This window comes from Pseudomonas iranensis (genome assembly GCF_014268585.2).
GTDB classification, from domain to species: domain Bacteria; phylum Pseudomonadota; class Gammaproteobacteria; order Pseudomonadales; family Pseudomonadaceae; genus Aquipseudomonas; species Aquipseudomonas iranensis.
Window position 1 is genome coordinate 1,031,782 of record NZ_CP077092.1, and the last position, 25,161, is coordinate 1,056,942.

Genomic DNA, 25,161 nt, shown 5'->3' on the forward strand with positions numbered 1-25,161 from the left:
TAGGAGGGCAAGATGAGTCGGAGCGTAATATTTACAATTTTAGCGTTAGCGTCTGCATTGCTAATATCTCTATTAGCCGTATATTTGAATACTTTTGGCTTTCAGCGCTCCACGGACCAAGCAGTATGGGGCGCCTTTGGAGACTACTTTGGAGGGATTTTAAATCCTATCTTTGCATTATTTGCTTTTCTTGCTGTCTTGTGGTCTCTCCACTTACAAGTAAAACAGCTGGGGCAAATGGCCTTCGATAAACAAGGAGAAGAAATTTTACACGTCATAAAAGATATTGATTCGCGGCTTTCTGAGCTGGCTAGGACCCAAACAGAGAGTTTCGATATGCTACAAATAGCTTCAGAAGCTGAACGAAACGTTAAAATCGCTGATAGGCCAGAACTTTACAAGAAGTTTCTACGCCATGCGAAAGAGCCCGGCACAGATGTCGAGCCTATAATTCGAAATATGAGTATCCAAGTTGAATCTATGTATGGTTTTTTACGGCGTCACCCGAAGAATCAGAACGGTGGACTCTCTCCAGTGATTGAGTACTATGTTGTGAAAACAGCACGTCTAGTTCCGATGCTTGATGCCGTGGGCACTGTATCGGTAGATGCTATCGATTATTTTAAAACCACAGCTAAAATTCTATAATGAAAATATTGTCAATCAGCCTGTAGACACAGTCAGAAGATACAATAAGAAAAGACCTCCTTCTGGCGGTGGTCTTGTTCTTCTACAATCTGAATGGTCTTAGGAACAGATATCGTGAGCATGATTAAAAATCCAAATTTCAGAAATTCACTCACTTCACCTTGAGTTGATCAAACTGACTAAGAAAATGACTAACTTCATTCGTCTTCTTCAGTCGTTCAGCTTCCAAAATCTTTTGATCTAAAATAAGTTCAATGCTCATCTTCAGCAGCGGAAAAAAATCTAGACACTGAGATTCAGACAGCTCATGCACTCCGTTGCTAAGAACGGCATAAATTCTGTGATTATCGACCAAGAAACTCGGTAGGTGATTTTTCAGTAACTTAACTCTATCTTGCATGCGTGCATTATGGTAAGCGATCTCATCCCAATCTGAGTCTTGAATAGCTGTAGCGTGCGCCTCCTTTATGAGCGATTCAAATATGCGCCTCAGGTACACCAGCGCTCCTGCTCCAATACCATGAGCTGCCAAACCAATGGATTTCGTAAGCCCTCTGAAATCCTCCACATTTAGAATCTTCGAATATTTTTTTGCGTCATAAAGATTTGAGTCGGCAGTAGATGGATACTGGCCAATCTTCTGGATTCCAGAAGTCTTATTCAGTCTGAAGAGATATATGCTTAGATGATTTTTATCTCGTGAGCAATTAGCAGTGAGAGTGAGGTATGGCTGATAATACCAATTGCCGCTGTCAATCCAACTTTCCCTTGTGTCATTCTTGCAGTTAAATACTGTTTGTGATTGGCATTGAGAGCAATAAGTGTCCAGATGTCCATCATATTTTAGCAAGAGTCTAACGCTACTTATATTATCCTCATTAACCTGATATTCCTTGTATAGTGGAACTGTAAGACAAAATTCTTCAGGTGTTGGAAAAGTTTCGTTCGTCATATCCCAGCTCCAATAAGCCTCAACAACTCAACGTAAATATACAAAATACAAACTTCTAAATCCTACTATTTTAAATAGGAAGTATTAACTTCCGCTCGCTAAATTCATACGAAGGCGCGTTTGACTGGCATCCATTAAGCTCCCCACAGATCGCCGTTGCTGCATACTAACAGTACTGACTACCCCAATGGCAATTACCCCCTGACGGCGTTCGACGCTCACTTCTTCCGTGATCGCTGTAGGCATACATATTCACGGTGTCTCCTGCTCCGTACCATTCAACACCAGTCACTCAGCATCCAACGTAAGCTCACCTGATTTAGCTAAATCGCCGCCTATGCCACATCGCTGTCGCGCTCTATGTCGATCACACAAGCGAGGTCCCTGGGATATGCGGATGGTTATTCCGCGTCACGTCCATTCAAAGTACATTGATGCCTGAGCATTTTTCGCGTGAAGAAAGACCTAGATCAACCCCGTCTGGAGGATCAACCGCTATGCAGGGGCGCACTCCGACCAGCATCGACACTGAAAATTAGAAAGTCGGCTGGGCTGCTGGGGATTTTCCGGTGTCCTTATGATGGCCTTTGCCTTGAAACCAAGTGGCACCCAAGGATGTGTCACAAGTGCTGTCACAACCCTTGTCACAAGTCATTGCAATGGTGTGTCCCGCATCGTTACGATGACGCCACCTGATTCCTTGAAGATCATCAGTCGGCAAAGCGCATCTCCCGCGTTTCCCCCATCAACAACGCCTGATTACGCTCAGTCACCTCACGAATGTAATCCCACAACAGGGTGATCCGCTTGAGCTTGCGCAGATCCTCCCGGCAGTACATCCAGAACTGCCGGGTGATGTCGATTTCCTCCGGCAACACCGGCAGCAATCGTGGATCCTGCGCGGCGAGGAAGCACGGCAGGATTGCCAGCGAGCGGCCCTGCTGCGCGGCGACGTATTGCGCGATCACGCTGGTGCTGCGCAAATGCGCGCTGGCGCCGGGCAGCACGTTGGCCAGGTAGAGCAGTTCCGAGCTGAACGCCAGGTCATCCACATAACTGATGAATTGATGCTTGCTCAAGTCGGCCGGGCGGCGGATCGGTGGGTGTTTGTCCAGATAGTCCTGGGTTGCGTACAGCTGCAAGCGGTAGTCACACAGTTTGCAGCAGACGTACGGCCCGTGCTCCGGCCGCTCGAGGGCAATGACGATGTCGGCCTCGCGCTTGGACAGGCTGATGAAGTGCGGCAGCGGCAGGATGTCCACCGAGATTGCCGGGTAGGCGTCGACGAAGTGGCTCAACTGCGGGGTGATGAAGAAGCTGCCGAAGCCTTCAGTACAGCCCATGCGCACGTGTCCGGACAGGGCAACGCCCGAGCCCGAGACTTGCTCGCAGGCCATGTGCAACGTGCTTTCGATCGACTCGGCATAACCGAGCAAGCGCTGGCCTTCGGTAGTCAGGACGAAACCGCTGGTGCGGGATTTTTCGAACAGTAATGTGCCGAGCGCCGCTTCCAGCGAACTGATCCGTCGCGACACCGTGGTGTAGTCGACAGCCAGGCGTTTGGCGGCGGTGCTGGCCTTGCGGGTGCGGGCGACTTCGAGGAAAAACTTCAGGTCGTCCCAGTTCAGCGAGCCTAGCGAGGTGATGTTTTTTTGCATGATGGTCGGGCTTATATGTGCTTTCTTATTAGAAGTTTGCACATCTATACTCCAAAAACAGTCCGACAACCAATTCGTGACACACGCCTCATCTCAAGGCGAACCTTTCGCCTTGGCTCCTACGATAAAAACAAGTTCTGGAGACCAGCATGAACGCATCGCTTACGCCCAACGACACCACGCTGCAAAAGGTCAAACTGCTGATCGACGGCGAATGGGTCGAGTCGCAGACCACCGAGTGGCACGACATCGTCAACCCGGCCACCCAGCAAGTGCTGGCCAAGGTTCCGTTCGCCACCGCCGCTGAGGTCGATGCCGCTGTCAGCGCCGCCCAGCGTGCCTTCCAGACCTGGAAACTGACCCCGATCGGCGCACGGATGCGCATCATGCTCAAGCTGCAAGCGCTGATCCGCGAGCACTCCAAACGCATCGCCGCGGTCCTCAGCGCCGAGCAGGGCAAGACCATTGCTGACGCCGAGGGCGATATTTTCCGTGGCCTGGAAGTGGTCGAGCACGCGTGCTCGATCGGCACTCTGCAAATGGGCGAGTTCGCCGAGAACGTCGCCGGCGGCGTCGACACTTACACCCTGCGCCAGCCGATCGGCGTCTGCGCCGGCATCACGCCGTTCAACTTCCCGGCGATGATTCCGCTGTGGATGTTCCCGATGGCGATCGCGTGCGGCAACACCTTCGTGCTCAAGCCGTCGGAACAGGATCCGCTGTCGACCATGCTGCTGGTGGAACTGGCCATTGAGGCTGGCGTTCCGGCGGGCGTGCTCAACGTCGTTCATGGTGGCAAGGATGTGGTCGATGGCCTGTGCACGCACAAGGACATCAAAGCCGTGTCGTTCGTCGGTTCGACCGCTGTCGGCACCCACGTTTATGACCTGGCCGGCAAACACGGCAAACGCGTGCAGTCGATGATGGGCGCGAAAAACCACGCTGTGGTACTGCCGGACGCCAATCGCGAGCAAGCGCTGAATGCCTTGGTCGGTGCCGGTTTCGGTGCCGCCGGGCAACGTTGCATGGCCACGTCGGTGGTGGTGCTGGTCGGTGCCGCAAAACAGTGGCTGCCAGACCTGAAAGCGCTGGCGCAAAAGCTCAAGGTCAACGCCGGCAGCGAGCCGGGTACCGATGTCGGCCCGGTGATTTCGAAAAAAGCCAAGGCGCGGATCCTCGAACTGATCGAAAGCGGCATCAAGGAAGGTGCCAAGCTTGAACTGGACGGTCGCGACATCAGCGTGCCGGGCTACGAGCAAGGCAACTTTGTCGGCCCGACCCTGTTCTCCGGGGTGACCACCGACATGCAGATTTACACCCAGGAAATCTTCGGCCCGGTGCTGGTGGTGCTGGAAGTCGACACCCTCGATCAGGCGATCGCGCTGGTCAACGCCAACCCGTTCGGCAACGGCACCGGCCTGTTCACCCAGAGCGGTGCGGCGGCGCGTAAATTCCAGACTGAAATCGACGTCGGTCAGGTCGGTATCAACATCCCGATTCCGGTGCCGGTACCGTTCTTCAGCTTCACCGGCTCGCGCGGTTCGAAACTCGGCGACCTCGGCCCGTACGGCAAGCAAGTGGTGCAGTTCTACACGCAGACCAAAACGGTCACGGCGCGCTGGTTCGATGACGACAGCGTCAACGACGGCGTGAACACCACCATCAACCTGCGCTGAGGATTCGATCATGAAAATCGCATTTATCGGGCTGGGCAACATGGGCGCGCCGATGGCGCGCAACCTGATCAAGGCCGGCCACTCGCTGAATCTGGTCGACCTGAACAAAACCGTGCTGGCGGAACTCGAGCAACTGGGCGGCACCATCCGCGCTTCGGCCCGCGAGGCGGCGGAAGATGCCGAACTGGTGATCACCATGCTCCCGGCCGCGGTGCATGTGCGCAGTGTCTGGCTGGGTGAGGAGGGCGTGCTCGCCGGCATTCGCCAAGGCGTGCCGGCGGTGGATTGCAGCACCATCGATCCGCAGACCGCCCGCGACGTCGCAGCGGCCGCCGTCAAACAAGGCGTGGCCATGGCCGATGCGCCGGTCTCCGGCGGCACTGGCGGCGCGACCGCCGGCACGCTGACCTTCATGGTCGGCGCCACCCCGGAACTGTTCGCCACCCTGCAACCGGTGCTGGCGCAGATGGGCCGCAACATCGTGCATTGCGGTGAAGTCGGCACCGGCCAGATCGCCAAGATCTGCAACAACCTGCTGCTGGCGATTTCGATGGTCGGCGTCAGTGAGGCGATGGCGTTGGGCGATGCGCTGGGGATCGACACCGGTGTGCTGGCCGGAATCATCAACAGCTCGACCGGCCGTTGCTGGAGTTCGGAGATGTACAACCCGTGGCCGGGCATCGTCGAAACGGCGCCGGCCTCGCGCGGTTATACCGGTGGTTTCGGCGCGGAGCTGATGCTCAAGGATCTTGGGCTGGCGACGGAAGCGGCACGGCAGGCGCACCAGCCGGTGGTGCTCGGCGCGGTGGCGCAGCAGTTGTATCAGGCGATGAGCCAGCGCGGTGACGGCGGGAAGGATTTCTCGGCGATCATCAACAGCTATCGCAAGCCGCAGTAATCGCGGTCAGCCCTTGTGGTGAGGGGATTTATCCCCGTTGGGTTGCGCAGCAGCCCCTGGATTGTGTCAGGTAAACGGGGTGCTCAGGGTTTGCGACTGCTGCGCAGTCGAGCGGGGATAAATCCCCTCGCCACAGGTTTTAGCAACGCCGGGACATTTGCCGGGAAATCACGTCGGGTGATTTCCCGGCTTTTTTGCATCAGGCGAAGACGAAGTATTTGCGCACGGTCTCGACCACTTCCCACGTGCCCTTCATGCCCGGCTCAACGACGAAGATATCGCCGGCGCGCAGGTGGATCGGCGCCATGCCGTCCGGGGTGATCACGCAGTAGCCTTCCTGGAAATGGCAGTACTCCCACTTCACATAATCGACGCGCCACTTGCCCGGTGTGCAGATCCAGGTGCCCATGATCTTGCTGCCGTCTTCGCTGGTGTAGGCGTTGAGGTTGACGGTGTGCGGGTCGCCTTCGAGTTTTTCCCATTTGCAGGCGTCGAGCACTGGCAGCGGGTGGGTGTCGCGCAGAACGGTGATTGGGGCGGTCGCGGTCATGAGGGACTCCGGGCAAGTGGACTTGAGAATTGAAGTCGCACCCTATAGCGCCCGGATGTCGCTCAGTTGTCTGGGGTCGACATCGGAGTGCTCAGAAACGCGCGCAGCGCTGAGCGCTTGTAACAACGCGGTGGCATAACCCGGCAGCGCGGCGAAGTCTCTCGCGCAGAGCATCAATGTGCGGCGCGCCCATGGCTCATTCAGAGTCACGCACTTGAACTGCTCGAGCATCGCGCGTTGGACCGCGGCCAACGGCACGATGGCCAGTCCGGCACCACGGGCGACCATGCGCATTGCTCCATCAAAGCCATCGGCGCGAATGCGCACCTGCATCCGCGCGCCGCTGTGCAGCGCCTGTTCTTCCAGATAAATCGCCAGTGCGCTGTCGGCGCTGAGTCCGACAAAGTCGTGCTGCAACGCCTCGCTGAAACTGACCTCGGCGGCGTCAGACAACGGGTGATCGAGCGGCAGAATCAGCAGCAGCGGATCGTCGCGAAACGCCTGAGTCTGTAAGCCGTTGGTGTCGACCGCGTCGGACACAATCCCCAGATCCGCCGCGCCTTCCCTCAACGCATGGGTGATCCGCGCGCTGGGCAGTTCCTGTAGATCGATATCGAGGTTGGGATGGCTGCGCAGGAAGTCCGCGAGCACTTCCGGCAGGTACTCGGTGATCGCCGTGGTGTTGCACAACAGCCGCACCTGGCCTTTGACGCCTTGCGCATAATCGGCAAGGTCCTGCTGCATGCGTTCGGCCTGTTGCAAAAGGATACGCGCATGTCGGGCGAGGGCTTTGCCGGCCGGTGTCGGGGTGACGCCACGGCGGCCGCGCTCGAGGAATTCGGCGCCCAGCGAGGCTTCCATCGCGCGGATTCGGGCGCTGGCGGCGGCTAGGGACAAATGGCTGCGGGCGGCGCCGGCGGTGATGTTGCCGGTGTCGAGGATGTGCAGGTAGAGGCGCAGGTCGGTGAGGTCGAAGTGCATGAGGGTTGCCTGTGGTTTTGCGGTGGCTGGGCTGGCCCTTTCGCGAGCAGGCTCGCTCCCACAGGGACTTATCTACAGCGCAGATCCCGTGTGGGAGCGAGCCTGCTCGCGAAGAGGCCAGATGCCTCAACGCCGATGTCAGCCTCTTGCAAAGGAAGAGGCTGCCTCAGTATATGGCAGATTTTCCCCCAGCCCGGATCAGTGCACATTAACCCAATGCACACACTAACCGACTTCTACCAAACCCTCGGCCTGACCCTGTCCCTGGTGGTCATCGCCACCTTCTTGCTCGCCGGTACGGTCAAAGGCGTGATCGGCCTCGGCTTGCCCACCGTCGCCATGGGCCTGCTCGGTCTGGCTATGGTGCCGGCGCAGGCAGCCGCGCTGTTGATCATTCCGGCGACCCTGACCAACCTCTGGCAACTGGCCTTCGGCGGTCATCTGCAAGGATTGATCAAACGCCTCTGGCCCATGCTGCTGATGATCTTCCTCGGCACCGGCATCGGCACCCTGTGGATCGGCATGGCCGGCGGCCATTGGGTGGTGCGCGGACTTGGCGCGGCGCTGTTGCTGTATGCATTGAGCGGACTGCTTCTGCCGACTTTGCACGTCAACCCGCGACATGAACGCTGGCTCGGCCCGCTGTGTGGCCTGATCACCGGCGTCATCACCTCCGCCACCGGCGTCTTCGTGATTCCAGCGGTGCCGTACCTGCAAGCGCTGGGGCTGAGCCGCGATGAGCTGGTGCAGGCGCTCGGCCTGTCTTTCACGGTTTCGACCCTGGCGCTGGCGCTCGGGCTGCTCTGGCACGGCGCACTCGGCGGTGGCGAATTGAGCGCCTCGCTGCTGGCGCTGATTCCGGCCATGCTCGGCATGTGGCTTGGTCAGTGGCTGCGTCAGCGCATCAGTGCGGTGCTGTTCAAGCGCGTGTTCTTTATCGGGCTGGGCGCGCTCGGCGCCCATTTGCTGATCAGCGGCTAGCCGAGGATTCGCTGAGCATGTCGATCGCGCGGATATCGAAATCACGCTCCAGATAGTCCATGCGTTTGGCGAAAAACGCTTTCATGTGCGGCAACGCCGAGTGCTCATCCAGATGCGCCTGGCTGGCCCAGATCTCGTAGAAGATAAACAGTGTCGGATCCCGCTGGTCGCGCAGCATGTGGTACTCGATGCAGCCCGGTTCGGCGCGGCTCGGCGCCACGTAAGCGCGGAACAGCGCTTCGAATTCGGCGGCTTTTTCCGGGCGGGTCTTGGCGTGCAGGATGAAACCCTGGCGTTCACTCATCACAACTTCCTCAAAAGCAGAAAGCGGCGATGCTACGGCAACAATGGGAAGGCGATTCGTGCGTTTTGATCAAATGTATTTTGCGTCGATGTGGCTGTTTCCGCGCGAGATCGATGGTTAATCTGCCGCCATTCCAATTCCTGTTTCAATCCAGCCTTGAAGGCTGCGCCGAGGTTTTCCGATGAAGAAAGTGCTGTTGCTCAATGGCGGTAAAAAATTCGCCCACTCCGATGGCCGCTACAACACCACCTTGCACGAAACCGCGCTGAGCGTGCTCGATCGCGGCGGTGTCGACGTCAAGACCACGTTTATCGACGAGGGCTATGACGTTGCCGAAGAAGTGGCGAAATTCCTCTGGGCCGACGTGATCATTTATCAGATGCCGGGCTGGTGGATGGGCGCGCCGTGGACGGTGAAAAAGTACATCGACGAAGTCTTCACCGAAGGCCACGGCAGCCTCTACGCCAGCGACGGTCGCACCCGTTCCGATGCTTCGCAGAAGTACGGCAGTGGCGGTCTGATTCAGGGCAAGCAATACATGCTGTCGCTGACCTGGAACGCGCCGCAGCAAGCCTTCGATGACCCGACGGATTTCTTCGAAGCCAAAGGCGTGGATGCGGTTTACTTCCCGTTCCACAAGGCCAACGAATTCCTCGGCATGACTGCGCTGCCGACCTTCCTCTGCGTTGACGTAATGAAGCGTCCGAACATCGACAATGATGTTGTGCGCTATGAGCAGCATCTGACTGAGGTGTTTGGCCTCAAGGCTTGATGGGTTTCGGGCTACTATCCGGGTACAGCGAAAGATCGCAGCCTTCGGCAGCTCCTGCAGGGGGCATGGCGACGGGCTGCGATCGGCGATTCCAGCGAGGACACCCGTGAAAGCCAGATCCGATGAGTTGCAGATTTTCGTCTGCGTGATCGAGTGCGGTTCGATATCCGCCGCCGCCGAGCAGGTCGGCCAGACGCCGTCGGCCGTCAGTCGCACGCTGTCGAAGCTCGAAGCCAAGCTCGACACCACGCTGATCAACCGCACCACGCGACGCATGGACCTGACCGAGGAGGGCAAGTATTTCTTCGAACAGGCCAAGCTGATTCTCGATCAGATGGATCAACTCGAAGAGCGCTTGTCTTCGCGCCAGCAGACCCCATCCGGGCGCCTGCGCATCAACGCCGCCTCGCCGTTCATGCTCCACGCCATCGTTCCCTACATCGACGAATTCCGGCAGCTGTACCCGGACATTCAGCTCGAACTCAACAGCAATGACCTGATCATTGACCTGCTGGAACAAAGCACCGACGTCGCCATCCGCATCGGCACCCTCGCCGATTCGACGCTGCATGCGCGTTCGCTCGGTTGCAGCCCATTAATGATCGTCGCCAGCCCCGCCTATTTGAAAAAGCACGGCGCGCCACGACAAGTGGCGGATTTGAGCGAACACACGTTGCTCGGCTTCACCCAAAACGAAGGCCTCAACCAATGGCCGCTGCGCTATGTGCATGGCGACCGCTGGCCGATCAACCCGGCGATCAGCGCTTCCAGCGGCGAGACCGTGCGTCATCTGGCGCTGGAGGGGCAAGGCATCGCCTGCCTGTCGCACTTCATGACCATCGACGACATCCGCGCCGGACGCCTGAAAGTCCTGCTCGGCGAATTCAACAGCGGCTACCGCCAGCCGATCAACGCCGTGTACTACCGCAACTCGCAACTGGCGTTGCGCATCCAGTGCTTCCTCGACTTTATCCAGAGCAAACTCGCCGCCTACGCCAGCGCCGAATTCAAAGACTGATTCGTGATCCCTGCGCAAGAGTGAATTGGCCGAGAGCGGGTTTTTCGCCGGGGATCATCGGCCGATACTCGCTGCATCACTTATTCACGCAGGGAGTTTCTCCATGAACGTATTCGTCACCGGCGCGGCCGGTTTTATCGGCGGTTCCATCGCCACCGGCCTGGTGCAGGCCGGGCACAACGTCACCGGCCTGGTGCGCAGCGCGGAGCAGGCTGATGAGCTGAAAGCATTGGGCATGAACGCGGTAATCGGCACCCTCGATGACAGCCAATTGCTGGCGCAACAGGCGCGTGCTGCCGATGCCGTCATCAACGCTGCCAGCAGCGACCATCGGGGTGCGGTGGAAGCGTTACTCGACGCTTTGCGCGGCTCGAACAAGGTCTTTCTGCACACCAGCGGTTCGAGCATTGTCGGCGATGCCTCCGGCGGCAAATCCAGCGATGACATTTACTACGAGGACAACCTGCCGGAGCCGACTGTCGACAAGGCCGATCGCGTAGCCATCGACAACCTCGTGCTCGCGGCGGCGCAGGATGGCGTGAACTCGGCGGTGATCTGCAACACGCTGATCTACGGCCACAGCCTGGGCGTCAACCGCGACAGCGTGCAACTGCCGCGACTGCTGAAACAGGCGCGCAAAAGCGGCGTCGTTCGCCACGTCGGAACAGGGCAGAACATCTGGTCCAACGTGCACATCGAAGACGTCGTCGCCCTGTATCAGCTGGCGCTGACCAAAAACGTGCCCGGCACTTTCTACTTCGTCGAGAGCGGTGAAGCCTCGTTCATCGACATGACCAACGCCATGGCCGAGGCTCTCGATCTGGGCCAGCCGCAAGACTGGCCACTGCAAGACGCCGAAGCCGAATGGGGCTATGAAATGGCCAACTACGGCCTCGGCTCCAACAGCCGCGTACGCGGCAAACACGCCCGCGAACTGCTGGGCTGGACGCCGAAGCGCACCTCGGTGGTGGAATGGATTCGTAACGAAATGGTGTGATGGGTCATTGAGCCCCGTCGGGCTTTGCTATCGATCAAATGAACGGCCGTCTTTGGGTGGCCGTTTGTATTTCTGCCTTTGCGCTCGCATGTCACCCGGCTTAAGGTGCCTTGAATAATCGACAGGTCGGCAGGTTCGGGAATGGTTGATCGTTACGAGGCAGAGGGGGCACAGGGCAGTTTTCAGGCCGGCTCGGATGAGCAGGTACTGAGCAACAAGCTGGGAATCAGTGATCCTGAAGAGATGGATGATGCCGAGCTGACTCTGCTGGAAAAACTTTACCAGCAGGTTCTGATCGAGCGTTTACCGGCACGGTCAATTACTGTTCAGGACTTGAGGGATTGGCATCGGTACTGGCTGGGCAATATCTATCCTTGGGCGGGTGAAATACGGGCGGTCAACCTTGGCAAAGATGGTTTTTTCTTTGCTGCGGCCCCACAGATTCCGCGCTTGTTAGAGGGGTTTGAGAAGGAATGCCTTGCTGAATTCACCCCGTGCAAAGCTGATCTTGATGAGAACCTCATTCACGCCATCGCCGTAACGCATGTGGAATTCATTTTGATTCATCCATTCCGGGAGGGTAATGGACGGTTGTCCAGATTACTTGCAGACGTGATGGCGGTGCAGGCGGGCTATGTTCCGCTGGATTACAGCTGTTGGGAGCGAAACAAAGAGGCTTACTTCGCTGCGATAAATCAAGGCCTCAACTGCAACTACCAGCCAATGGAATATTGGGTCCGGCGAGCGCTGTGGGCTTGAGAGAAGCCTACCTGGCCAATGCGAGGTGTTGGAATTTGCCGGATTTGGCCTTGAGCTTGCGTTCGATCATATCGACACTTTGGCCGGTCTCGATCGCTGTGGAGCTGGCGATTGAGCGGATCAGGGCGTCCTGGGTCAATTTTTTTCGGTTGCGACGTACGATGGCCATGGCGTAATCCCGGGTAATTACCTTGAGCGAGTATAGCGCTCGTTCGAAGCGTCGACATACTCGGTTCAAGAGGTCGACAGCGTTCTGCCTGGAAGGGTGCGATCAAAACTGTGGGAGCGAGCCTGCTCGCGAAAGCGGTGGGTCAGTCAATGAAGATGGTGAATGTGAAGCGGTCTTCGCGAGCAGGCTCGCTCCCACAGAGTTAAGTGGAGATTTGAAATGCCATGAAAATCCCGCCCCCCGATTTTCATTAATCACGACACCCCATACCCACCAGCGACACCTCTTGTCTCTCCACGAAAATTACTTTCATGTGGTTTGAAATCTCGATCTCGAAATGATTTATGAGTTTCACAACCCATTCGAACGTGACCCTTTCGAGGAGTACCGCATGACGCCTTCCCTCGGCCATTGGCTGCTGGTCTACGCCGCTGTGGCCATCATCGCGCTGATCGTGTTGATCGCCCGTTACCGGCTCAATCCGTTCATTGTCATCACCCTGATTTCACTGGGCCTGGCGCTGGTGGCCGGGATGCCGCCGTCGGCTGTGGTCGGTGCGTATGAGGCGGGTGTCGGCAAGACGTTGGGGCATATTGCGCTGGTGGTGGCGTTGGGGACGATGCTCGGCAAGATGATGGCCGAGTCCGGCGGTGCCGAGCAGATGGCGCGCACGCTGATCGAGAAATTCGGTGAGAAGAACGCGCATTGGGCGATGGTCTGCATCGCGTTTCTGGTCGGCTTGCCGCTGTTCTTTGAAGTCGGTTTCGTCTTGCTGGTGCCGATCGCTTTCACCGTGGCGCGCCGCGTTGGTGTGTCGATTCTGATGGTCGGGCTGCCGATGGTCGCCGGCCTTTCGGTGGTGCATGCGCTGGTGCCGCCGCACCCGGCGGCGATGCTCGCGGTGCAGGCCTATCAGGCCTCGGTCGGGCAGACCTTGCTGTACGCGATCGCGATCGGCATTCCGACCGCAATCATCGCCGGCCCGCTGTACGCGAAATTCATCGTGCCGCGCATTCAATTGCCGGCGGACAATCCGCTGGAAAAGCAATTTCTCGAGCGCGAGCCGCGCGACAAATTGCCGGGTTTCGGCATTACGATGGCGACCATTCTGCTGCCGGTGGTGCTGATGTTGATCGGCGGCTGGGCTAACCTGATTTCCACCCCCGGCAGCGCGTTCAACCAGTTCCTGCTGTTCATTGGCAACTCGGTGATCGCGCTGTTGCTGGCGACTTTGCTGAGCTTCTGGACGCTAGGGATTGCCCAAGGCTTCAACCGCGAATCGATCCTCAAGTTCACCAACGAATGCCTCGCGCCCACCGCCAGCATCACCTTGCTGGTCGGCGCGGGTGGCGGCTTGAACCGGATTCTGGTGGATGCCGGCGTCACCGATCAGATCGTCAGCCTCGCCCATGAATTTCATTTGTCGCCACTGATCATGGGCTGGTTGTTCGCCGCGCTGATGCGTGTCGCCACCGGTTCGGCGACGGTGGCGATGACCACTGCATCAGGCGTTGTCGCGCCGGTGGCCATCGGTCTGGGTTATCCACACCCTGAGCTTTTGGTGCTGGCGACCGGCGCAGGCTCGGTTATCTTTTCCCACGTCAACGACGGCGGCTTCTGGTTGATCAAGGAATACTTCAACATGACGGTCGCGCAGACGTTCAAGACCTGGACCGTGCTCGAGACGCTGATCTCGCTGGTCGCTTTCGCGCTGACCGTCGGCCTTTCCTACCTGCTGTAACCGGAGCCCGCCGCCCATGGACATCCTCTACCAGATCCGCGCCCGCCAGGATTCCTTCAGCGCCGGCGAGGGGCGCATTGCGCGGTTGATGCTCGACGATGTCGGCTTTGCCGCCAGCGCCAGCCTCGAAGACCTCGCACAACGCGCCGAGGTCAGCACCGCCACGCTGTCGCGCTTTGCCCGCACGGTCGGCTGCCGCGACTTGCGCGATCTACGTCTGCAACTGGCCCAGGCCAGCGGCGTTGGCAGCCGGTTTCTCGACCCGGCGCGCACGCCTGAGCAGTCGGCGTTCTACGGGCAGATCGTCGGCGACATCGAAGCCACGCTGCGCCAGCATCTGGCCGGTTTCGACGAATCGCGCTTCGCCGACGCAGTGAAATTGCTCAGCCAGGCGCGAATGATTCACGCGTTCGGTATGGGCGGTTGCTCGACCCTGTGCAGCGATGAATTGCAGGTGCGTCTGGTGCGCCTCGGTTATCCGATCGCGGTGTGCCACGACGCGGTGATGATGCGCGTCACCGCTGCCAGTTTGAACGCCGAGCAAGTGCTGATCGTCTGCTCGCTGACCGGCATCACCCCGGAGCTTTTGGAAACCGTGGAGCTGGCGCGCAATTACGGCGCGCGCATTCTCGTCATCACTCGCGGCGATTCACCGTTGGCCGAGCTGGCCGACGTCGTCCTGCCGCTGCAAGGCGCGGAAACCTCGTTCATCTACAAACCGACGGCGGCGCGCTACGGCATGCTGCTGGCCATCGACGTGCTCGCCACCGAGCTGGCGCTGGCCAGCCCTGAAGACAATCAAGAACGTCTGCGGCGCATCAAACTCGCCCTCGACGAATACCGTGGCGGCGACGATCACCTGCCGCTGGGAGACTGACATGCAGTACGACACCCTGATCCGCAACGCGCTGGTCATCGACGGCAGCAACACGCCGGGCTACCGCGCAGACGTGGCGATTCTCAATGGCCGCATCGAGCGCATCGGCGATTTGCCTGACGCCCGCGCCAGCGAAGAAATCGACGCCGCCGGCCGGGTGCTGGCGCCGGGTTTCATCGACGTGCACACCCACGACGACACCGTGGTCATCCGCCAACCCGAGATGCTGCCCAAGCTCAGCCAGGGCGTGACCACGGTGATTGTTGGCAACTGCGGCATCAGCGCTTCGCCGGTCACTTTGAAGGGCAATCCACCCGATCCGATGAACCTGCTCGGCAGCGCAGCGGCGTTCGTCTATCCGCGCTTCAGCGACTACCGCGCCGCCGTCGAAGCGGCCAACCCCACGTTGAACGTCGCCGCACTGGTCGGCCACACCGCGCTGCGCAGCAATCACCTCGACGACTTGTTCCGCACTGCAACGCCCGGCGAAATCGCCGCCATGCGCGAGCAGTTGCGCGACAGTCTCGAGGCTGGCGCGTTGGGTTTATCCACAGGCCTGGCCTACGCCAGCGCCTTCAACGCGTCCACCGATGAAGTCATGCAACTGACCGAAGAACTGACGGCGTTCGGCGCGGTGTACACCACCCATTTGCGCAGCGAATTCGCCCCGGTGTTGGAGGCGATGGACGAAGCCTTTCAGATCGGCCGCCACGCGCAATCACCGGTGATCATTTCCCACCTCAAATGCGCCGGCGTGGGTAATTGGGGGCGCAGTCCGCAATTACTCGCAGCGTTGGAGGAAGCAGCGAAAACCCATCCGGTCGGCTGCGATTGCTACCCGTACGCGGCGAGTTCCTCGACGCTGGATTTGAAGCAGGTCACCGATGCCCACCGCATCACCATCACCTGGTCGACGCCGCATCCGGAAGTCAGCGGGCGCGACCTGATCGACATCGCTGGCGAATGGAACCTGTCGCTGGAAGAAACCGCGAAACGTCTGCAACCGGCCGGCGCGGTGTACTACGGCATGGACGAGGCCGATGTCAGAAGAATCCTCGCTCATCCGCTTTCGATGGTCGGTTCTGACGGACTGCCCGAAGACCCGTTCCCGCATCCGCGCCTGTGGGGCGCTTTCCCACGGGTGCTGGGCCATTTCAGTCGCGACGTCGGGTTGTTTCCACTGCACACCGCCGTGCACAAGATGACCGGCCTGTCGGCGGCGCGTTTTGGCTTGCAGGAAAGGGGCGAGATTCGTGAAGGACATTGGGCGGATCTGGTGTTGTTCGATCCGGCGACCGTGCGTGACGTGGCCGATTTCAACGATCCGCAGCGGGCGGCGCAGGGGATTCACGGGGTTTGGGTCAACGGCGTGTTGAGTTATTGCGACGGACAGGCGAATGGGGGCAGGGCAGGGCGGTTTCTGGCACGCGAAGGTGATTTGCGCGAAGGATTTCATTGATGGTGATGGCGCCAAAAGATCGCAGCCTGCGGCAGCTCCTACAGGAGATCGCATTCCAATGTAGGAGCTGCCGAAGGCTGCGATCTTTTGATTTTCTATAGTGATGGCACTATGAGATTAAAGAAAGCCATCCACAAGCCGATTTGCTGACATCCTCCCCGTCTACACTGTGGGGCCAATCAGTCAGGGAGTACCCCATGAGCTTCGGCAAAACCACCCCGATCCTGCGGATCTTCGATGAGGCCAAGGCTGTCGAGTTCTACGTCGATTTTCTCGGCTTCAAGATCGACTGGCAGCATCGCTTCGAAGCGAATTTTCCGCTGTATCTGCAGGTGTCGCGCGGTGAGTGTGTGCTGCATCTGTCCGAGCATCACGGCGATGCGTGCCCAGGCTCGGCGCTGCGTATCGAGACCGATGAGCTGGAGGCGTTTCAGCAGCAGTTGATGGCCAAGGATTACACGTTCTCGCACCCGCAGATTCAGGCGATGCCGTGGGGCAGCCAGGACATGACCATTGCCGATCCGTTTGGCAATCGGTTGGTGTTTACCAATGCGATCAGTCTTTGAGCTTGGCGCCTGAGATCAAAAGCCCCTCACCCTAACCCTCTCCCTGGGGGAGAGGGGACCGATTGGGGGATGCTCGGGAGTTACGCCGACCTGAATGTGCTGTGCTGAATCCATAATCGAATTGAATGCATGGCGTCGAATCCATAATCGACTTGGTCTTTCAGGTCGACGGACAGCGCAAGCCAACCGGGTCGGCCCCCTCTCCCTCTGGGAGAGGGGACCGATTGGGGGATGCTCGGTAGTTACGCCGACCTGAATGGGCTGTGCTGAATCCATAATCGAATTGAATGCATGGCGTCGAATCCATGATCGACTCGGTCTTTCAGGTCGACGGACAGCGCAAGACAACCGGGTCGGCTCCCTCTCCCTTGGGAGAGGGCTGGGGTGAGGGGCAACCCCTGCCCCCCCACAAAACCAGCCCACACCAAATTCCTCAAAAACCCTCAATCAGTCGGCACCAACCGATCCAGCACCCGATTCACCGCCATCTCCGCGACCATCACAATCTGCGCAATGCCCTGCAACGTCTTGCGCTGCGAGCCGTTCACCAGCCCCGCCTGATCGTTGAGCATCACCGTCGCCGACCCCAACGTTTCGCAGGCGTCGGCCAGTAGCGATTCGTTGTCGGCGTCGGGATTGGCCATGTACAGCGTGTTGGATTTGTAGGGCGGGGCCATGAATTCGGCGCTGGATGGGCCGAGGTAATGGTCGAGGGCGCGATCGGCGGCTTCGTGGAATTTCTTCGAGTCGGCGGATTCGTAGGGGGATGCCGGGTCTGTGGGTGGCGGGTTTGGGGTTACTTTGAACATGAATGCTTGCCTCTTATGAAGCTGCATCCGTTTCGCCGCTAAGCAAAGGGAGGCAGCTGTGCGCAAGTTAGCGGACCGGTAAGCATTCAACCCGGTGCATCCGAAGATGCCATGCGCACAGCCACCATCGAGTGCAGGCGTGAGCCTGACCGGATTGGACTTGTACAACCGGAATGCTGTCCGAGCCGCTAAGCTCGATCACTGAGAAATCAGTGACCGAATCAAGTTACCGGCAGGCCCCAAGGCGCACAAGCCGGCGGATTCTGGCGCAGGCGTAGGCAGCGGCGCAAGGAATTGTGGGTGGTTTCGCGGAATGTCTGGCGGTTTTAAACAGTTGAAGGGCGTCGTGTTTATTGCGCGAATTATCAGGCGGACATTTACGGCGCTGCCGATGACGCCATCGCTGGCAAGCCAGCTCCCACAGTGTCCGAGTTGATCACTATATCTGTGGCTTGCACCGAACCTGTGGGAGCTGGCTTGCCAGCGATAGGGCCATCAGCATCACCGCCGATTCCGCAACCGAAACTCCCCCGGCGGCATCCCGCGCCAGCTCTTGAAGGTGCGATGAAACGAGCGCGGTTCGGTGAAGCCCAGATACTGCGCAATGTCCTGAATCGGCAACGTACTGTTGAGCAAATAATGCTCGGCCAGTTCCTGACGCAGCTCATCAAGAATCTGCTGATACGACGTCCCAACCTGCTGCAACTGCCGCTGCAACGTGCGCACCGAAACGCCGAGCTGCTCCGCCACTTGCTCCTTGCGCGGCAAGCCCTCCTTGAGCAAACCGCGCAGGATGTTTTTCACCTGCTCCCCGAGTGACGCATCCCCCAGCGTCGCCAGCAAACCCATCGCGTGTTCTTCCAGGGTTCGCAGCAATTGCGCATCGGCCTGGCGCAGCGGCAACTGCAAATATGTCAGCGGCACCACCAGCGCCGAATACGCCTGATCGAACCGCACCGGGCAACCGAAGAATGCCTCGTACGCGGACTGCGTGACCTCATCCGGCCGCGCATGCTCCAGCCACACGCAGGCCGGTGACAGCTGCGTGTCGGCGATCCAGCGCGCGTAGTGCAGCCACGAACCGAGCACGTTTTCCACCAGATGCCGACGAATCCGTGGCCGCTGGTAGCGGCAGGTCCAGATCAGATGCACGTGCTCGCCCTGCACCTCAGCGCGGCTGACGCCCATGTCGCCGACGAGTTTTTCGAACGGCATGATCCGGCTCATGGCATCGCCCAGCGTCGCGCAATTCATGGTGATGTAACCGAGCACGCTCCACGAATTGGGCAGGACGAAATTCGCCGCATGCAGCCCGAACAACCCATCGCCCGAGTGCTCGCAGAAATAATCCAGCAAGCGCTCGTGAACCTCACCCGGCAGGCGCAAGGTGTTGTCGCTCAACTGCTGCGCCTGCAACCCGGCCGCCGCCAACGCAGGCTCGATGGCCATGCCCAACTGTTCGGCGTGACGCAGGTATTTGAGCAGCGGCGGAACGGAAGTGAAGCCGAGCGATGGCATGGTCGCGGTCCTTTGATCGACGGCGCGTGAGCGAATGAATGGCGCAAGGTAAGTGGATTGCCCGGCGAAAGTAAATGCCCGGACGTTTGGCGCCATTCGCTACAGGTTCTGGCCGGATGCGACCGTGACAGATCTCCAGCGCTGACTAGTATGCAAGCTTGATCCAACGGCAGAAAAAGGACACACGCATGCGACGCTGGAACGGCTGGGGAGAGGCAGGCACGGTGGTTGAACTGCCGGCCCAGGGCACGACATTTCTCCACGAACGCTTGGGCGCTGGCCGGGCATTGCCCGATGCGACATTGGCAGCGGCGTTGGCGCAAGTGCCGACCTCGCGCCTGGTGCCGCATCGCTTGTACAGCGTCGATACTCACGATCGCTTGCTGCATGCGCGCGGCCAGAGCCTGCCGGACTGGCTGGCGTTGCGAGAAGGCGCGTTGGGGACTTATCCCGATGCCGTGGCGTTTCCTGAAACGGCCGAACAGATCCGCCAATTGCTGGCGCTCGCCCATGATCAGGACCTCTGTCTGATTCCCTATGGCGGCGGCACATCGGTGGCCGGGCACATCAATCCGCCAAACTCCGCGCGCCCGGTGCTGACGGTGTCGCTGGCGCGGATGAATCGCCTGACCGACCTCGACGAACAGAGCCTGTTGGCGACATTCGGCCCCGGCGCCAGCGGGCCGCAAGTGGAAAGCCAATTGCGCGCGCGCGGCTACACGCTGGGGCATTTTCCGCAGTCGTGGGAGCTGTCGACCCTGGGCGGATGGGTTGCGAGCCGATCCAGTGGGCAGCAGTCGTTGCGCTACGGGCGGATCGAGCAATTGTTTGCCGGCGGCACCCTGGAAACATTCGCCGGGCCTCTGCAGATTCCAACCTTTCCCGCGTCGGCGGCAGGTCCCGATCTGCGTGAAATGGTGCTCGGTTGCGAGGGCCGTTTCGGGATCATTTCCGAAGTCAAAGTGCGGGTCAGTGCGTTGCCGGCGGACGAGCGTTTCTACGGCGTGTTTCTGCCCGACTGGCCGCAGGCGCTGCAAGCGATCCGGCAACTGGCGCAGGCGCGCGTACCGCTGTCGATGCTGCGCCTGTCCAACGCGGTGGAAACCGAAACGCAACTGGCGCTGGCCGGCCATCCGCAACAGATCGCCTGGCTGGAAAAGTACCTCAAGCTGCGCGGCGCCGGCGACGGCAAATGCCTGTTGACCTTCGGTGTCACCGGCAATCGCCAGCAAAACGCACTGTCACTGAAACACGCGCGCCAGCATCTGAAAGCCTTCGGCGGCGTGTTCACCGGCACCCTGCTGGGCAAGAAGTGGGCGCAGAACCGCTTCCGCTTTCCCTACCTGCGCGAGAACCTGTGGAACGCCGGTTACGTGGTCGACACCCTCGAAACCGCCACCGACTGGAGCAACGTCGATCACTTGCTCAGCCTCATCGAAAACAGCCTGCGCGACGCCTTGGCCGCCGAGGGCGAGCGGGTGCATGTGTTCACTCATCTCTCGCACGTTTACGGCGAAGGCTCGAGCATTTACACCACCTACGTGTTTCGCCCGGCAGCGGACTACGCCGCGACGCTGGCGCGCTGGCGGATGCTCAAACACGCGGCCAGCCAGACCATCGTCGACAATCACGGCACCATCAGTCATCAGCATGGCGTCGGCAAGGATCACGCGCCGTATCTGCTGCGGGAAAAAGGCCCGCTGGCGATGCAGACGTTGCAGGCGCTGAGCGAACATTTCGACCCGGAAGGGCGCCTCAATCCGGGCACGTTATTGCCAGAGTCGCGGCCATGACGGCGAACTGGAATGCGCAGTGGCGCGAGCAGATTCTGCCGACGCTGGCGGATGAAACCTGGGACCTGATCGTCATCGGCGGCGGCATCAGCGGCGCCGGGATCGTCCGCGAAGCGGCGCGGCGGGGCTGGCGCTGTCTGCTGCTGGAGCAGCGCGATTTCGCCTGGGGCACCTCCAGCCGATCATCGAAAATGGTCCACGGCGGTTTGCGGTACATCGCCAAGGGCCAGTGGCGCCTGACCCGCGATTCGGTGCGCGAGCGTCAGCGCCTGCTCGACGAGGCGCCGGGGCTGGTCGAGCCGATGAGTTTCATGATGCCGCACTATCGCGGCGGCTTTCCCGGGCCGCGCGTCATGGGCGGCCTGCTCTCGGTGTACGACGCGCTGGCGGGGCGGCGCAACCATGCTTTTCATGACGCCGAGCAACTGCGTTTTCTTGCGCCGGGGGTGAAGGAAAACGGCCTGCTCGGCGGCAGCTGTTTTGTCGATGCGCTGACTGATGACGCGCGGCTGGTGATGCGCGTACTGCGCGAGGCCCGGGCTGACGGCGCGGTGATTGTCAGCGGTGTGCGCGTCACGCAACTGCTGCGTGAAGGCGGGCGGATGTGCGGGGTTCAGGTCGAAGATGGCGAGGGCGGCGCGACGTTGCAATTGCGCTCCGCTGTGTTGGCTGTGGCCACAGGCGCGTGGGCTGAGCGCTTGCGTCCCGCTGAAGCTGTCAAACAATTGCGCCCGTTGCGCGGCAGTCATCTGTTACTGCCGGGCTGGCGCTTGCCGGTGGCGCAGGCGTTCACCTTTCTGCATGCGCATGATCGGCGCCCAGTGTTTGTCTTTCCGTGGGAAGGCGCGACGGTGGTCGGCACCACGGACCTCGATCACCGCGAAGACCTCGACCACAGTGCGCGCATTTCCAGCGACGAACTCGACTATCTGCTCGCCGCGTGCCAGCAGCAATTTCCCGGCGCCGAAGTGGGCGTCGACGACGTGCTGTCGACCTGGTCAGGCGTGCGTCCGGTGGTGGGCCGCGCGACGGGTGCGCAGCAGGACAAACCGTCCAACGAAACCCGCGAACATGTGCTGTGGCAGGAGCCCGGTTGCGTGACGTTGGCCGGCGGCAAACTGACCACGTTTCGCCCGCAAGCGATCGAAGTGCTCAAGGCGTGTGCGGCGATGCTCGGGCGCTCTTTTGTCGATGACGGCGCGCCCGTGTTTGCCGCTGTGCCGCCGCTGACAATTGCGGGACTGAGCGCCAGTCAATGGCGACGCTTGGCCGGACGTCACGGTCGAGACCTGCCTAGGCTGGCGCAATTGCTCGGCGAACTCGGTCTGGAAACGGTTGGCGCCAGCGATACGTTGTGGGCAGAACTGGCGTTCGCCTGCGAGGCGGAAATGATTCTGCGCCTGGATGATTTGCTGCTGCGCCGCACCCGTTTGGGCCTGTTGCTGCCGCGCGGTGGTGAAGATTATCTGCCTGCAATTCGCACGCTCTGCCAGCTACGATTGGCCTGGGACGATGAGCGCTGGCTAGCGGAAATCCAGCGTTACCGTTTGCTGTGGCTGCGCGATCACGGCTTGCCGGAGATCACGCCATGAAATACCTGTTAGCGATCGACAACGGCACCCAGAGCGTGCGCGCGTTGCTCTTCGATCAGCAGGGCAATCTGCTCGGCAAAGGCAAAGTCGATCTGCAGGCGTACTACTCGACGCAACCCGGTTGGGCTGAGCAGGAACCGGAGTATTACTGGGCGAAACTCGGCGAGGCCTGCCAGCAACTCTGGCAGCAAACCGGCATCGACCGTGCGCAGATTGCCGGCGTGTCGCTGACTACCCAGCGCGGCACCGTGATCAATGTCGACGCCAAGGGCAAACCGCTGCGCCCGGCGATTGTCTGGCTCGATCAACGTCAGGCCGAGGTCGAGGGCGGCATCAAAGGGCCGTGGGGCTGGCTGTTCAAACTGGTCGGCGCCCAAGCGACGGTGGATTATTTCCGCGCCCAGGCCGAGGCCAACTGGATCGCACGGCATCAGCCCGAAGTATGGGCGGCGACCGACAAGTTTTTGCTGCTCTCGGGCTTTCTGACTCATCGCTTGTGCGGGCGCTTCGTCGACTCCATCGGCTGTTGCGTCGGCTATCTGCCCTTCGACTTCAAACGGCTGAAATGGGCGGCGCCGCGCGACTGGAAATGGCAGGCACTGGCAGTGCGCCCCGAGCAGTTGCCGACCCTGCACAAACCCGGCGAAACCCTCGGCTACATCAGCGCCGAAGCCGCTCGGCACACAGGCATTCCCGAAGGCCTGCCGCTGATCGCGGCGGGCGCGGACAAGGCCTGCGAAGTGATCGGCTCCGGCGTGGTCGATGCGCGCACCGTGTGCCTGTCCTACGGCACCACCGCGACCATCACCAGCACCCGCTCGCGCTACCTGGAAATCGTCCCGCTGATCCCGCCGTACCCCTCGGCCGTGCCCGATCAGTACAACTGCGAAGTGATGATCTATCGCGGCTACTGGATGGTCAGCTGGTTCAAGAACGAATTCGGCCTGCGAGAGATGCAGCAGGCAAAAGAGCAGGGCATCGAGCCGGAGCAACTGTTCGATGCACTGGTCAACGAAGTGCCCCCGGGTTCGATGGGTTTGATGCTGCAACCCTACTGGTCACCGGGCATCCGCGAACCGGGCGTGGAAGCCAAGGGCGCGATGATCGGCTTCGGCGACGTACACACCCGCGCGCACATCTACCGGGCGATTCTCGAAGGCCTGGCCTACGCGCTGCGCCAGGGCATGGAGAACATCGAACGGCGCTCAAAAGTGTCGATCCAGCGCCTGCGCGTCGCCGGCGGCGGCTCACAAAGCGACGCCGCCATGCAACTGACCGCCAACATCTTCGGCCTGCCGGCAGAACGCCCGCATGTGTATGAAGCGTCCGGGTTGGGGGCGGCGATTTGCTGTGCGGTGGGGTTGGGGTTGCACAGGGATTTCCCATCGGCCATTGCGGCGATGACTCGGGTTGGAGCGGTTTTCACACCGCAGCCTGAGGCGCAGAAGGTTTATGAGCAGTTGTACAGAGAGGTGTATTTGCGTATGTACCGGCAGCTCAAACCGCTGTATCAAAGCATCCGCAGGATCACCGGGTATCCCGAATAGTCCGACACCATAGACCCCTGTGGGAGCGAGCCTGCTCGCGAAGGCGGAGTGTCAGTCAATGATGATCTGAATGATCCACCGCTTTCGCGAGCAGGCTCGCTCCCACAGGGGTATTGCGGTGTGCCAGTGCCGACGATGCCGCTCGGCGGGCCTGACTCCAATCAAACCTGAATATGCTAGTCTGCAATCAATGATTTCATTGATTGCAGGAGGGCGACATGGCTAGCATCACCATTCGAAACCTTGACGAGAAGCTCAAGGAGCAGTTGCGCATTACCGCTGCACACAACGGACATTCCATGGAAGAAGAGGCTCGGCTGATTCTGGGCCGAGCGCTCACCACGGTTGATCGTGCCGGAGGGCTCGGCAGTCGGATTCACCAGCGTTTCAGCGCCGAGGGCGGAGCCGAGCTTGATCTGCCTGCGCGTGCAGAAAAACCGCTCGGGGTGGATTTTTCTGAATGATAGTGCTCGATACCAACGTTCTATCCGAATTCATGCGCATCGAACCCGAGGCTCAAGTGTTGGCTTGGGTGGATGCGCAACCAGCCATGGACCTGGCCATCAGCGCAATCACCGTGGCGGAGATACTGCACGGCATCGCTCGATTACCTTCCGGCAAGCGCAAACAAAAACTCCAGGCCCACGCTTTGGCAATGTTTGAAGAGGATTTTGTCGGGCGGATTTTGCCGTTTGATGCCCACGCAGCCGTCGAGTACGCGACGCTGGTAGCCGATGCAGAGGCGAAGGGGCGGGGGATTGCGATGGCCGATGCGCAAATCGCAGCGATCAGCCGAAATCGTGGAGCCGCGATTGCTACACGTAATGTCCGGGATTTCGAGTTTTCCGGGATTGAAGTGATCGATCCGTGGCAGGTCTGAAAATCTGCTCTGTCAT

At 59.9% G+C, this 25,161-nt stretch carries 25 protein-coding genes; 17 read left to right on the forward strand and 8 right to left on the reverse strand.

Annotated features, from left to right (window positions below; all coding sequences use genetic code 11):
• The first annotated feature begins 12 nt into the window (after positions 1-12).
• Positions 13-648 (forward strand): hypothetical protein, encoded by a 636-nt coding sequence (locus HU724_RS04485; RefSeq protein WP_186567975.1) that lies wholly within the window; start codon positions 13-15, stop codon positions 646-648.
• A 151-nt stretch (positions 649-799) separates the two neighbouring features.
• Here the strand turns inward: HU724_RS04485 and HU724_RS04490 are convergent, their stop codons facing one another.
• Both HU724_RS04490 and HU724_RS04495 read right to left on the reverse strand, forming a co-directional pair.
• Positions 800-1,600 carry a short-chain dehydrogenase gene (locus HU724_RS04490; RefSeq protein ID WP_186567977.1) on the reverse strand — a complete coding sequence of 267 codons (801 nt, stop codon included), beginning with the start codon at positions 1,598-1,600 and terminating at the stop codon, positions 800-802.
• Positions 1,601-2,310: 710 nt separating this feature from the next.
• The gene (locus HU724_RS04495; RefSeq protein WP_076565624.1) at positions 2,311-3,258 is read right to left on the reverse strand and encodes a LysR family transcriptional regulator; all 948 of its coding nucleotides are present in this window, start codon (positions 3,256-3,258) and stop codon (positions 2,311-2,313) included.
• A gap of 149 nt (positions 3,259-3,407) precedes the next feature.
• Here HU724_RS04495 and HU724_RS04500 point away from each other — a divergent pair, with 149 nt between their 5' ends.
• Both HU724_RS04500 and mmsB read left to right on the forward strand, forming a co-directional pair.
• Entirely contained in the window at positions 3,408-4,934 is a 1,527-nt protein-coding gene (locus HU724_RS04500) for a CoA-acylating methylmalonate-semialdehyde dehydrogenase (protein WP_186567979.1), read from the forward strand.
• Between the two features lie 10 nt (positions 4,935-4,944).
• Positions 4,945-5,832: a 3-hydroxyisobutyrate dehydrogenase gene (gene mmsB / locus HU724_RS04505; protein WP_130902807.1), complete on the forward strand. Its 888-nt coding sequence runs from the start codon at positions 4,945-4,947 to the stop codon at positions 5,830-5,832.
• Between the two features lie 199 nt (positions 5,833-6,031).
• On the opposite strand, the gene HU724_RS04510 is transcribed toward mmsB, so the two are convergent.
• Both HU724_RS04510 and HU724_RS04515 read right to left on the reverse strand, forming a co-directional pair.
• A complete protein-coding gene (locus HU724_RS04510; protein WP_016770579.1) occupies positions 6,032-6,382 on the reverse strand; it encodes a cupin domain-containing protein in 351 nt (116 codons plus the stop codon).
• Positions 6,383-6,424: 42 nt separating this feature from the next.
• Positions 6,425-7,363, reverse strand: a complete 939-nt coding sequence (locus tag HU724_RS04515) for a LysR substrate-binding domain-containing protein (protein WP_186567981.1) — start codon at positions 7,361-7,363, stop codon at positions 6,425-6,427.
• Between the two features lie 216 nt (positions 7,364-7,579).
• On the opposite strand from HU724_RS04515, the gene HU724_RS04520 reads away from it, so the two are divergent.
• Positions 7,580-8,344, forward strand: a complete 765-nt coding sequence (locus HU724_RS04520; RefSeq protein WP_186567983.1) for a sulfite exporter TauE/SafE family protein — start codon at positions 7,580-7,582, stop codon at positions 8,342-8,344.
• Here HU724_RS04520 and HU724_RS04525 read toward each other — a convergent pair.
• Positions 8,334-8,648, reverse strand: coding sequence for a putative quinol monooxygenase (locus tag HU724_RS04525; protein ID WP_186567985.1), 315 nt, complete (start codon positions 8,646-8,648; stop codon positions 8,334-8,336). The genes HU724_RS04520 and HU724_RS04525 overlap by 11 nt on opposite strands.
• Positions 8,649-8,829: 181 nt before the next feature.
• On the opposite strand from HU724_RS04525, the gene mdaB reads away from it, so the two are divergent.
• The 4 genes from mdaB to HU724_RS04545 all read left to right on the forward strand — a co-directional run bounded on the left by mdaB (position 8,830) and on the right by HU724_RS04545 (position 12,194).
• Entirely contained in the window at positions 8,830-9,420 is a 591-nt protein-coding gene (gene mdaB / locus HU724_RS04530) for an NADPH:quinone oxidoreductase MdaB (protein ID WP_016771795.1), read from the forward strand.
• 106 nt (positions 9,421-9,526) lie between these two features.
• Entirely contained in the window at positions 9,527-10,438 is a 912-nt protein-coding gene (locus HU724_RS04535; RefSeq protein ID WP_186567987.1) for a LysR family transcriptional regulator, read from the forward strand.
• Between the two features lie 103 nt (positions 10,439-10,541).
• Complete coding sequence (locus HU724_RS04540) at positions 10,542-11,435, forward strand: NAD-dependent epimerase/dehydratase family protein (RefSeq protein ID WP_186567989.1); 894 nt, start codon at positions 10,542-10,544, stop codon at positions 11,433-11,435.
• Positions 11,436-11,576: 141 nt separating this feature from the next.
• Entirely contained in the window at positions 11,577-12,194 is a 618-nt protein-coding gene (locus HU724_RS04545) for a Fic/DOC family protein (RefSeq protein WP_186567991.1), read from the forward strand.
• Between the two features lie 7 nt (positions 12,195-12,201).
• Here the strand turns inward: HU724_RS04545 and HU724_RS04550 are convergent, their stop codons facing one another.
• Positions 12,202-12,363 carry a hypothetical protein gene (locus tag HU724_RS04550; RefSeq protein WP_016771791.1) on the reverse strand — a complete coding sequence of 54 codons (162 nt, stop codon included), beginning with the start codon at positions 12,361-12,363 and terminating at the stop codon, positions 12,202-12,204.
• Positions 12,364-12,754: 391 nt separating this feature from the next.
• Between HU724_RS04550 and HU724_RS04555 the strand changes: the two genes are divergently transcribed.
• From HU724_RS04555 to HU724_RS04570, 4 genes are all read left to right on the forward strand, one after another.
• The gene (locus tag HU724_RS04555) at positions 12,755-14,104 is read left to right on the forward strand and encodes a GntP family permease (protein WP_186567993.1); all 1,350 of its coding nucleotides are present in this window, start codon (positions 12,755-12,757) and stop codon (positions 14,102-14,104) included.
• A 16-nt stretch (positions 14,105-14,120) separates the two neighbouring features.
• Positions 14,121-14,981 carry a MurR/RpiR family transcriptional regulator gene (locus HU724_RS04560; RefSeq protein ID WP_186567995.1) on the forward strand — a complete coding sequence of 287 codons (861 nt, stop codon included), beginning with the start codon at positions 14,121-14,123 and terminating at the stop codon, positions 14,979-14,981.
• A gap of 1 nt (position 14,982) precedes the next feature.
• Complete coding sequence (locus tag HU724_RS04565; RefSeq protein ID WP_186567997.1) at positions 14,983-16,440, forward strand: N-acyl-D-amino-acid deacylase family protein; 1,458 nt, start codon at positions 14,983-14,985, stop codon at positions 16,438-16,440.
• 197 nt (positions 16,441-16,637) lie between these two features.
• Positions 16,638-17,006: a glyoxalase superfamily protein gene (locus HU724_RS04570; protein WP_042608820.1), complete on the forward strand. Its 369-nt coding sequence runs from the start codon at positions 16,638-16,640 to the stop codon at positions 17,004-17,006.
• A 443-nt stretch (positions 17,007-17,449) separates the two neighbouring features.
• Here the strand turns inward: HU724_RS04570 and HU724_RS04575 are convergent, their stop codons facing one another.
• The gene (locus HU724_RS04575) at positions 17,450-17,815 is read right to left on the reverse strand and encodes a DUF6124 family protein (RefSeq protein WP_122602659.1); all 366 of its coding nucleotides are present in this window, start codon (positions 17,813-17,815) and stop codon (positions 17,450-17,452) included.
• 501 nt (positions 17,816-18,316) lie between these two features.
• The gene (gene gliR, locus HU724_RS04580; RefSeq protein WP_186567999.1) at positions 18,317-19,333 is read right to left on the reverse strand and encodes an AraC family transcriptional regulator GliR; all 1,017 of its coding nucleotides are present in this window, start codon (positions 19,331-19,333) and stop codon (positions 18,317-18,319) included.
• Positions 19,334-19,521: 188 nt separating this feature from the next.
• On the opposite strand from gliR, the gene HU724_RS04585 reads away from it, so the two are divergent.
• The 5 genes from HU724_RS04585 (at position 19,522) to HU724_RS04605 (ending at position 25,145) form a co-directional block, all read left to right on the forward strand.
• Positions 19,522-21,126: an FAD-binding oxidoreductase gene (locus HU724_RS04585; protein ID WP_186568001.1), complete on the forward strand. Its 1,605-nt coding sequence runs from the start codon at positions 19,522-19,524 to the stop codon at positions 21,124-21,126.
• A complete protein-coding gene (locus HU724_RS04590; protein WP_186568003.1) occupies positions 21,123-22,718 on the forward strand; it encodes a glycerol-3-phosphate dehydrogenase/oxidase in 1,596 nt (531 codons plus the stop codon). Before HU724_RS04585 ends, HU724_RS04590 begins: the two co-directional genes overlap by 4 nt.
• A complete protein-coding gene (locus HU724_RS04595) occupies positions 22,715-24,265 on the forward strand; it encodes an FGGY-family carbohydrate kinase (RefSeq protein ID WP_186568005.1) in 1,551 nt (516 codons plus the stop codon). Before HU724_RS04590 ends, HU724_RS04595 begins: the two co-directional genes overlap by 4 nt.
• Before the next feature lie 218 nt (positions 24,266-24,483).
• Positions 24,484-24,729, forward strand: coding sequence for a FitA-like ribbon-helix-helix domain-containing protein (locus HU724_RS04600; RefSeq protein WP_076565651.1), 246 nt, complete (start codon positions 24,484-24,486; stop codon positions 24,727-24,729).
• Positions 24,726-25,145, forward strand: coding sequence for a type II toxin-antitoxin system VapC family toxin (locus HU724_RS04605; protein WP_186568006.1), 420 nt, complete (start codon positions 24,726-24,728; stop codon positions 25,143-25,145). The genes HU724_RS04600 and HU724_RS04605 overlap by 4 nt, the downstream gene beginning before the upstream one ends.
• Positions 25,146-25,161: the final 16 nt, after the last annotated feature.

Bases quoted from the DNA above. Each gene is read 5' to 3' on its own strand.
- HU724_RS04510 (WP_016770579.1), bottom strand. From the start codon at position 6,382: ATGACCGCGACCGCCCCAATCACCGTTCTGCGCGACACCCACCCGCTG.
- HU724_RS04605 (WP_186568006.1), top strand. From the start codon at position 24,726: ATGATAGTGCTCGATACCAACGTTCTATCCGAATTCATGCGCATCGAA.
- HU724_RS04560 (WP_186567995.1), top strand. From the start codon at position 14,121: ATGGACATCCTCTACCAGATCCGCGCCCGCCAGGATTCCTTCAGCGCC.
- HU724_RS04525 (WP_186567985.1), bottom strand. From the start codon at position 8,648: ATGAGTGAACGCCAGGGTTTCATCCTGCACGCCAAGACCCGCCCGGAA.
- HU724_RS04555 (WP_186567993.1), top strand. From the start codon at position 12,755: ATGACGCCTTCCCTCGGCCATTGGCTGCTGGTCTACGCCGCTGTGGCC.
- HU724_RS04595 (WP_186568005.1), top strand. From the start codon at position 22,715: ATGAAATACCTGTTAGCGATCGACAACGGCACCCAGAGCGTGCGCGCG.
- HU724_RS04590 (WP_186568003.1), top strand. From the start codon at position 21,123: ATGACGGCGAACTGGAATGCGCAGTGGCGCGAGCAGATTCTGCCGACG.
- HU724_RS04520 (WP_186567983.1), top strand. From the start codon at position 7,580: ATGCACACACTAACCGACTTCTACCAAACCCTCGGCCTGACCCTGTCC.
- HU724_RS04585 (WP_186568001.1), top strand. From the start codon at position 19,522: ATGCGACGCTGGAACGGCTGGGGAGAGGCAGGCACGGTGGTTGAACTG.
- HU724_RS04565 (WP_186567997.1), top strand. From the start codon at position 14,983: ATGCAGTACGACACCCTGATCCGCAACGCGCTGGTCATCGACGGCAGC.
- HU724_RS04570 (WP_042608820.1), top strand. From the start codon at position 16,638: ATGAGCTTCGGCAAAACCACCCCGATCCTGCGGATCTTCGATGAGGCC.
- HU724_RS04575 (WP_122602659.1), bottom strand. From the start codon at position 17,815: ATGTTCAAAGTAACCCCAAACCCGCCACCCACAGACCCGGCATCCCCC.
- HU724_RS04545 (WP_186567991.1), top strand. From the start codon at position 11,577: ATGGTTGATCGTTACGAGGCAGAGGGGGCACAGGGCAGTTTTCAGGCC.
- mdaB (WP_016771795.1), top strand. From the start codon at position 8,830: ATGAAGAAAGTGCTGTTGCTCAATGGCGGTAAAAAATTCGCCCACTCC.
- HU724_RS04500 (WP_186567979.1), top strand. From the start codon at position 3,408: ATGAACGCATCGCTTACGCCCAACGACACCACGCTGCAAAAGGTCAAA.
- HU724_RS04490 (WP_186567977.1), bottom strand. From the start codon at position 1,600: ATGACGAACGAAACTTTTCCAACACCTGAAGAATTTTGTCTTACAGTT.
- HU724_RS04485 (WP_186567975.1), top strand. From the start codon at position 13: ATGAGTCGGAGCGTAATATTTACAATTTTAGCGTTAGCGTCTGCATTG.
- mmsB (WP_130902807.1), top strand. From the start codon at position 4,945: ATGAAAATCGCATTTATCGGGCTGGGCAACATGGGCGCGCCGATGGCG.
- HU724_RS04540 (WP_186567989.1), top strand. From the start codon at position 10,542: ATGAACGTATTCGTCACCGGCGCGGCCGGTTTTATCGGCGGTTCCATC.
- gliR (WP_186567999.1), bottom strand. From the start codon at position 19,333: ATGCCATCGCTCGGCTTCACTTCCGTTCCGCCGCTGCTCAAATACCTG.
- HU724_RS04495 (WP_076565624.1), bottom strand. From the start codon at position 3,258: ATGCAAAAAAACATCACCTCGCTAGGCTCGCTGAACTGGGACGACCTG.
- HU724_RS04600 (WP_076565651.1), top strand. From the start codon at position 24,484: ATGGCTAGCATCACCATTCGAAACCTTGACGAGAAGCTCAAGGAGCAG.
- HU724_RS04550 (WP_016771791.1), bottom strand. From the start codon at position 12,363: ATGGCCATCGTACGTCGCAACCGAAAAAAATTGACCCAGGACGCCCTG.
- HU724_RS04515 (WP_186567981.1), bottom strand. From the start codon at position 7,363: ATGCACTTCGACCTCACCGACCTGCGCCTCTACCTGCACATCCTCGAC.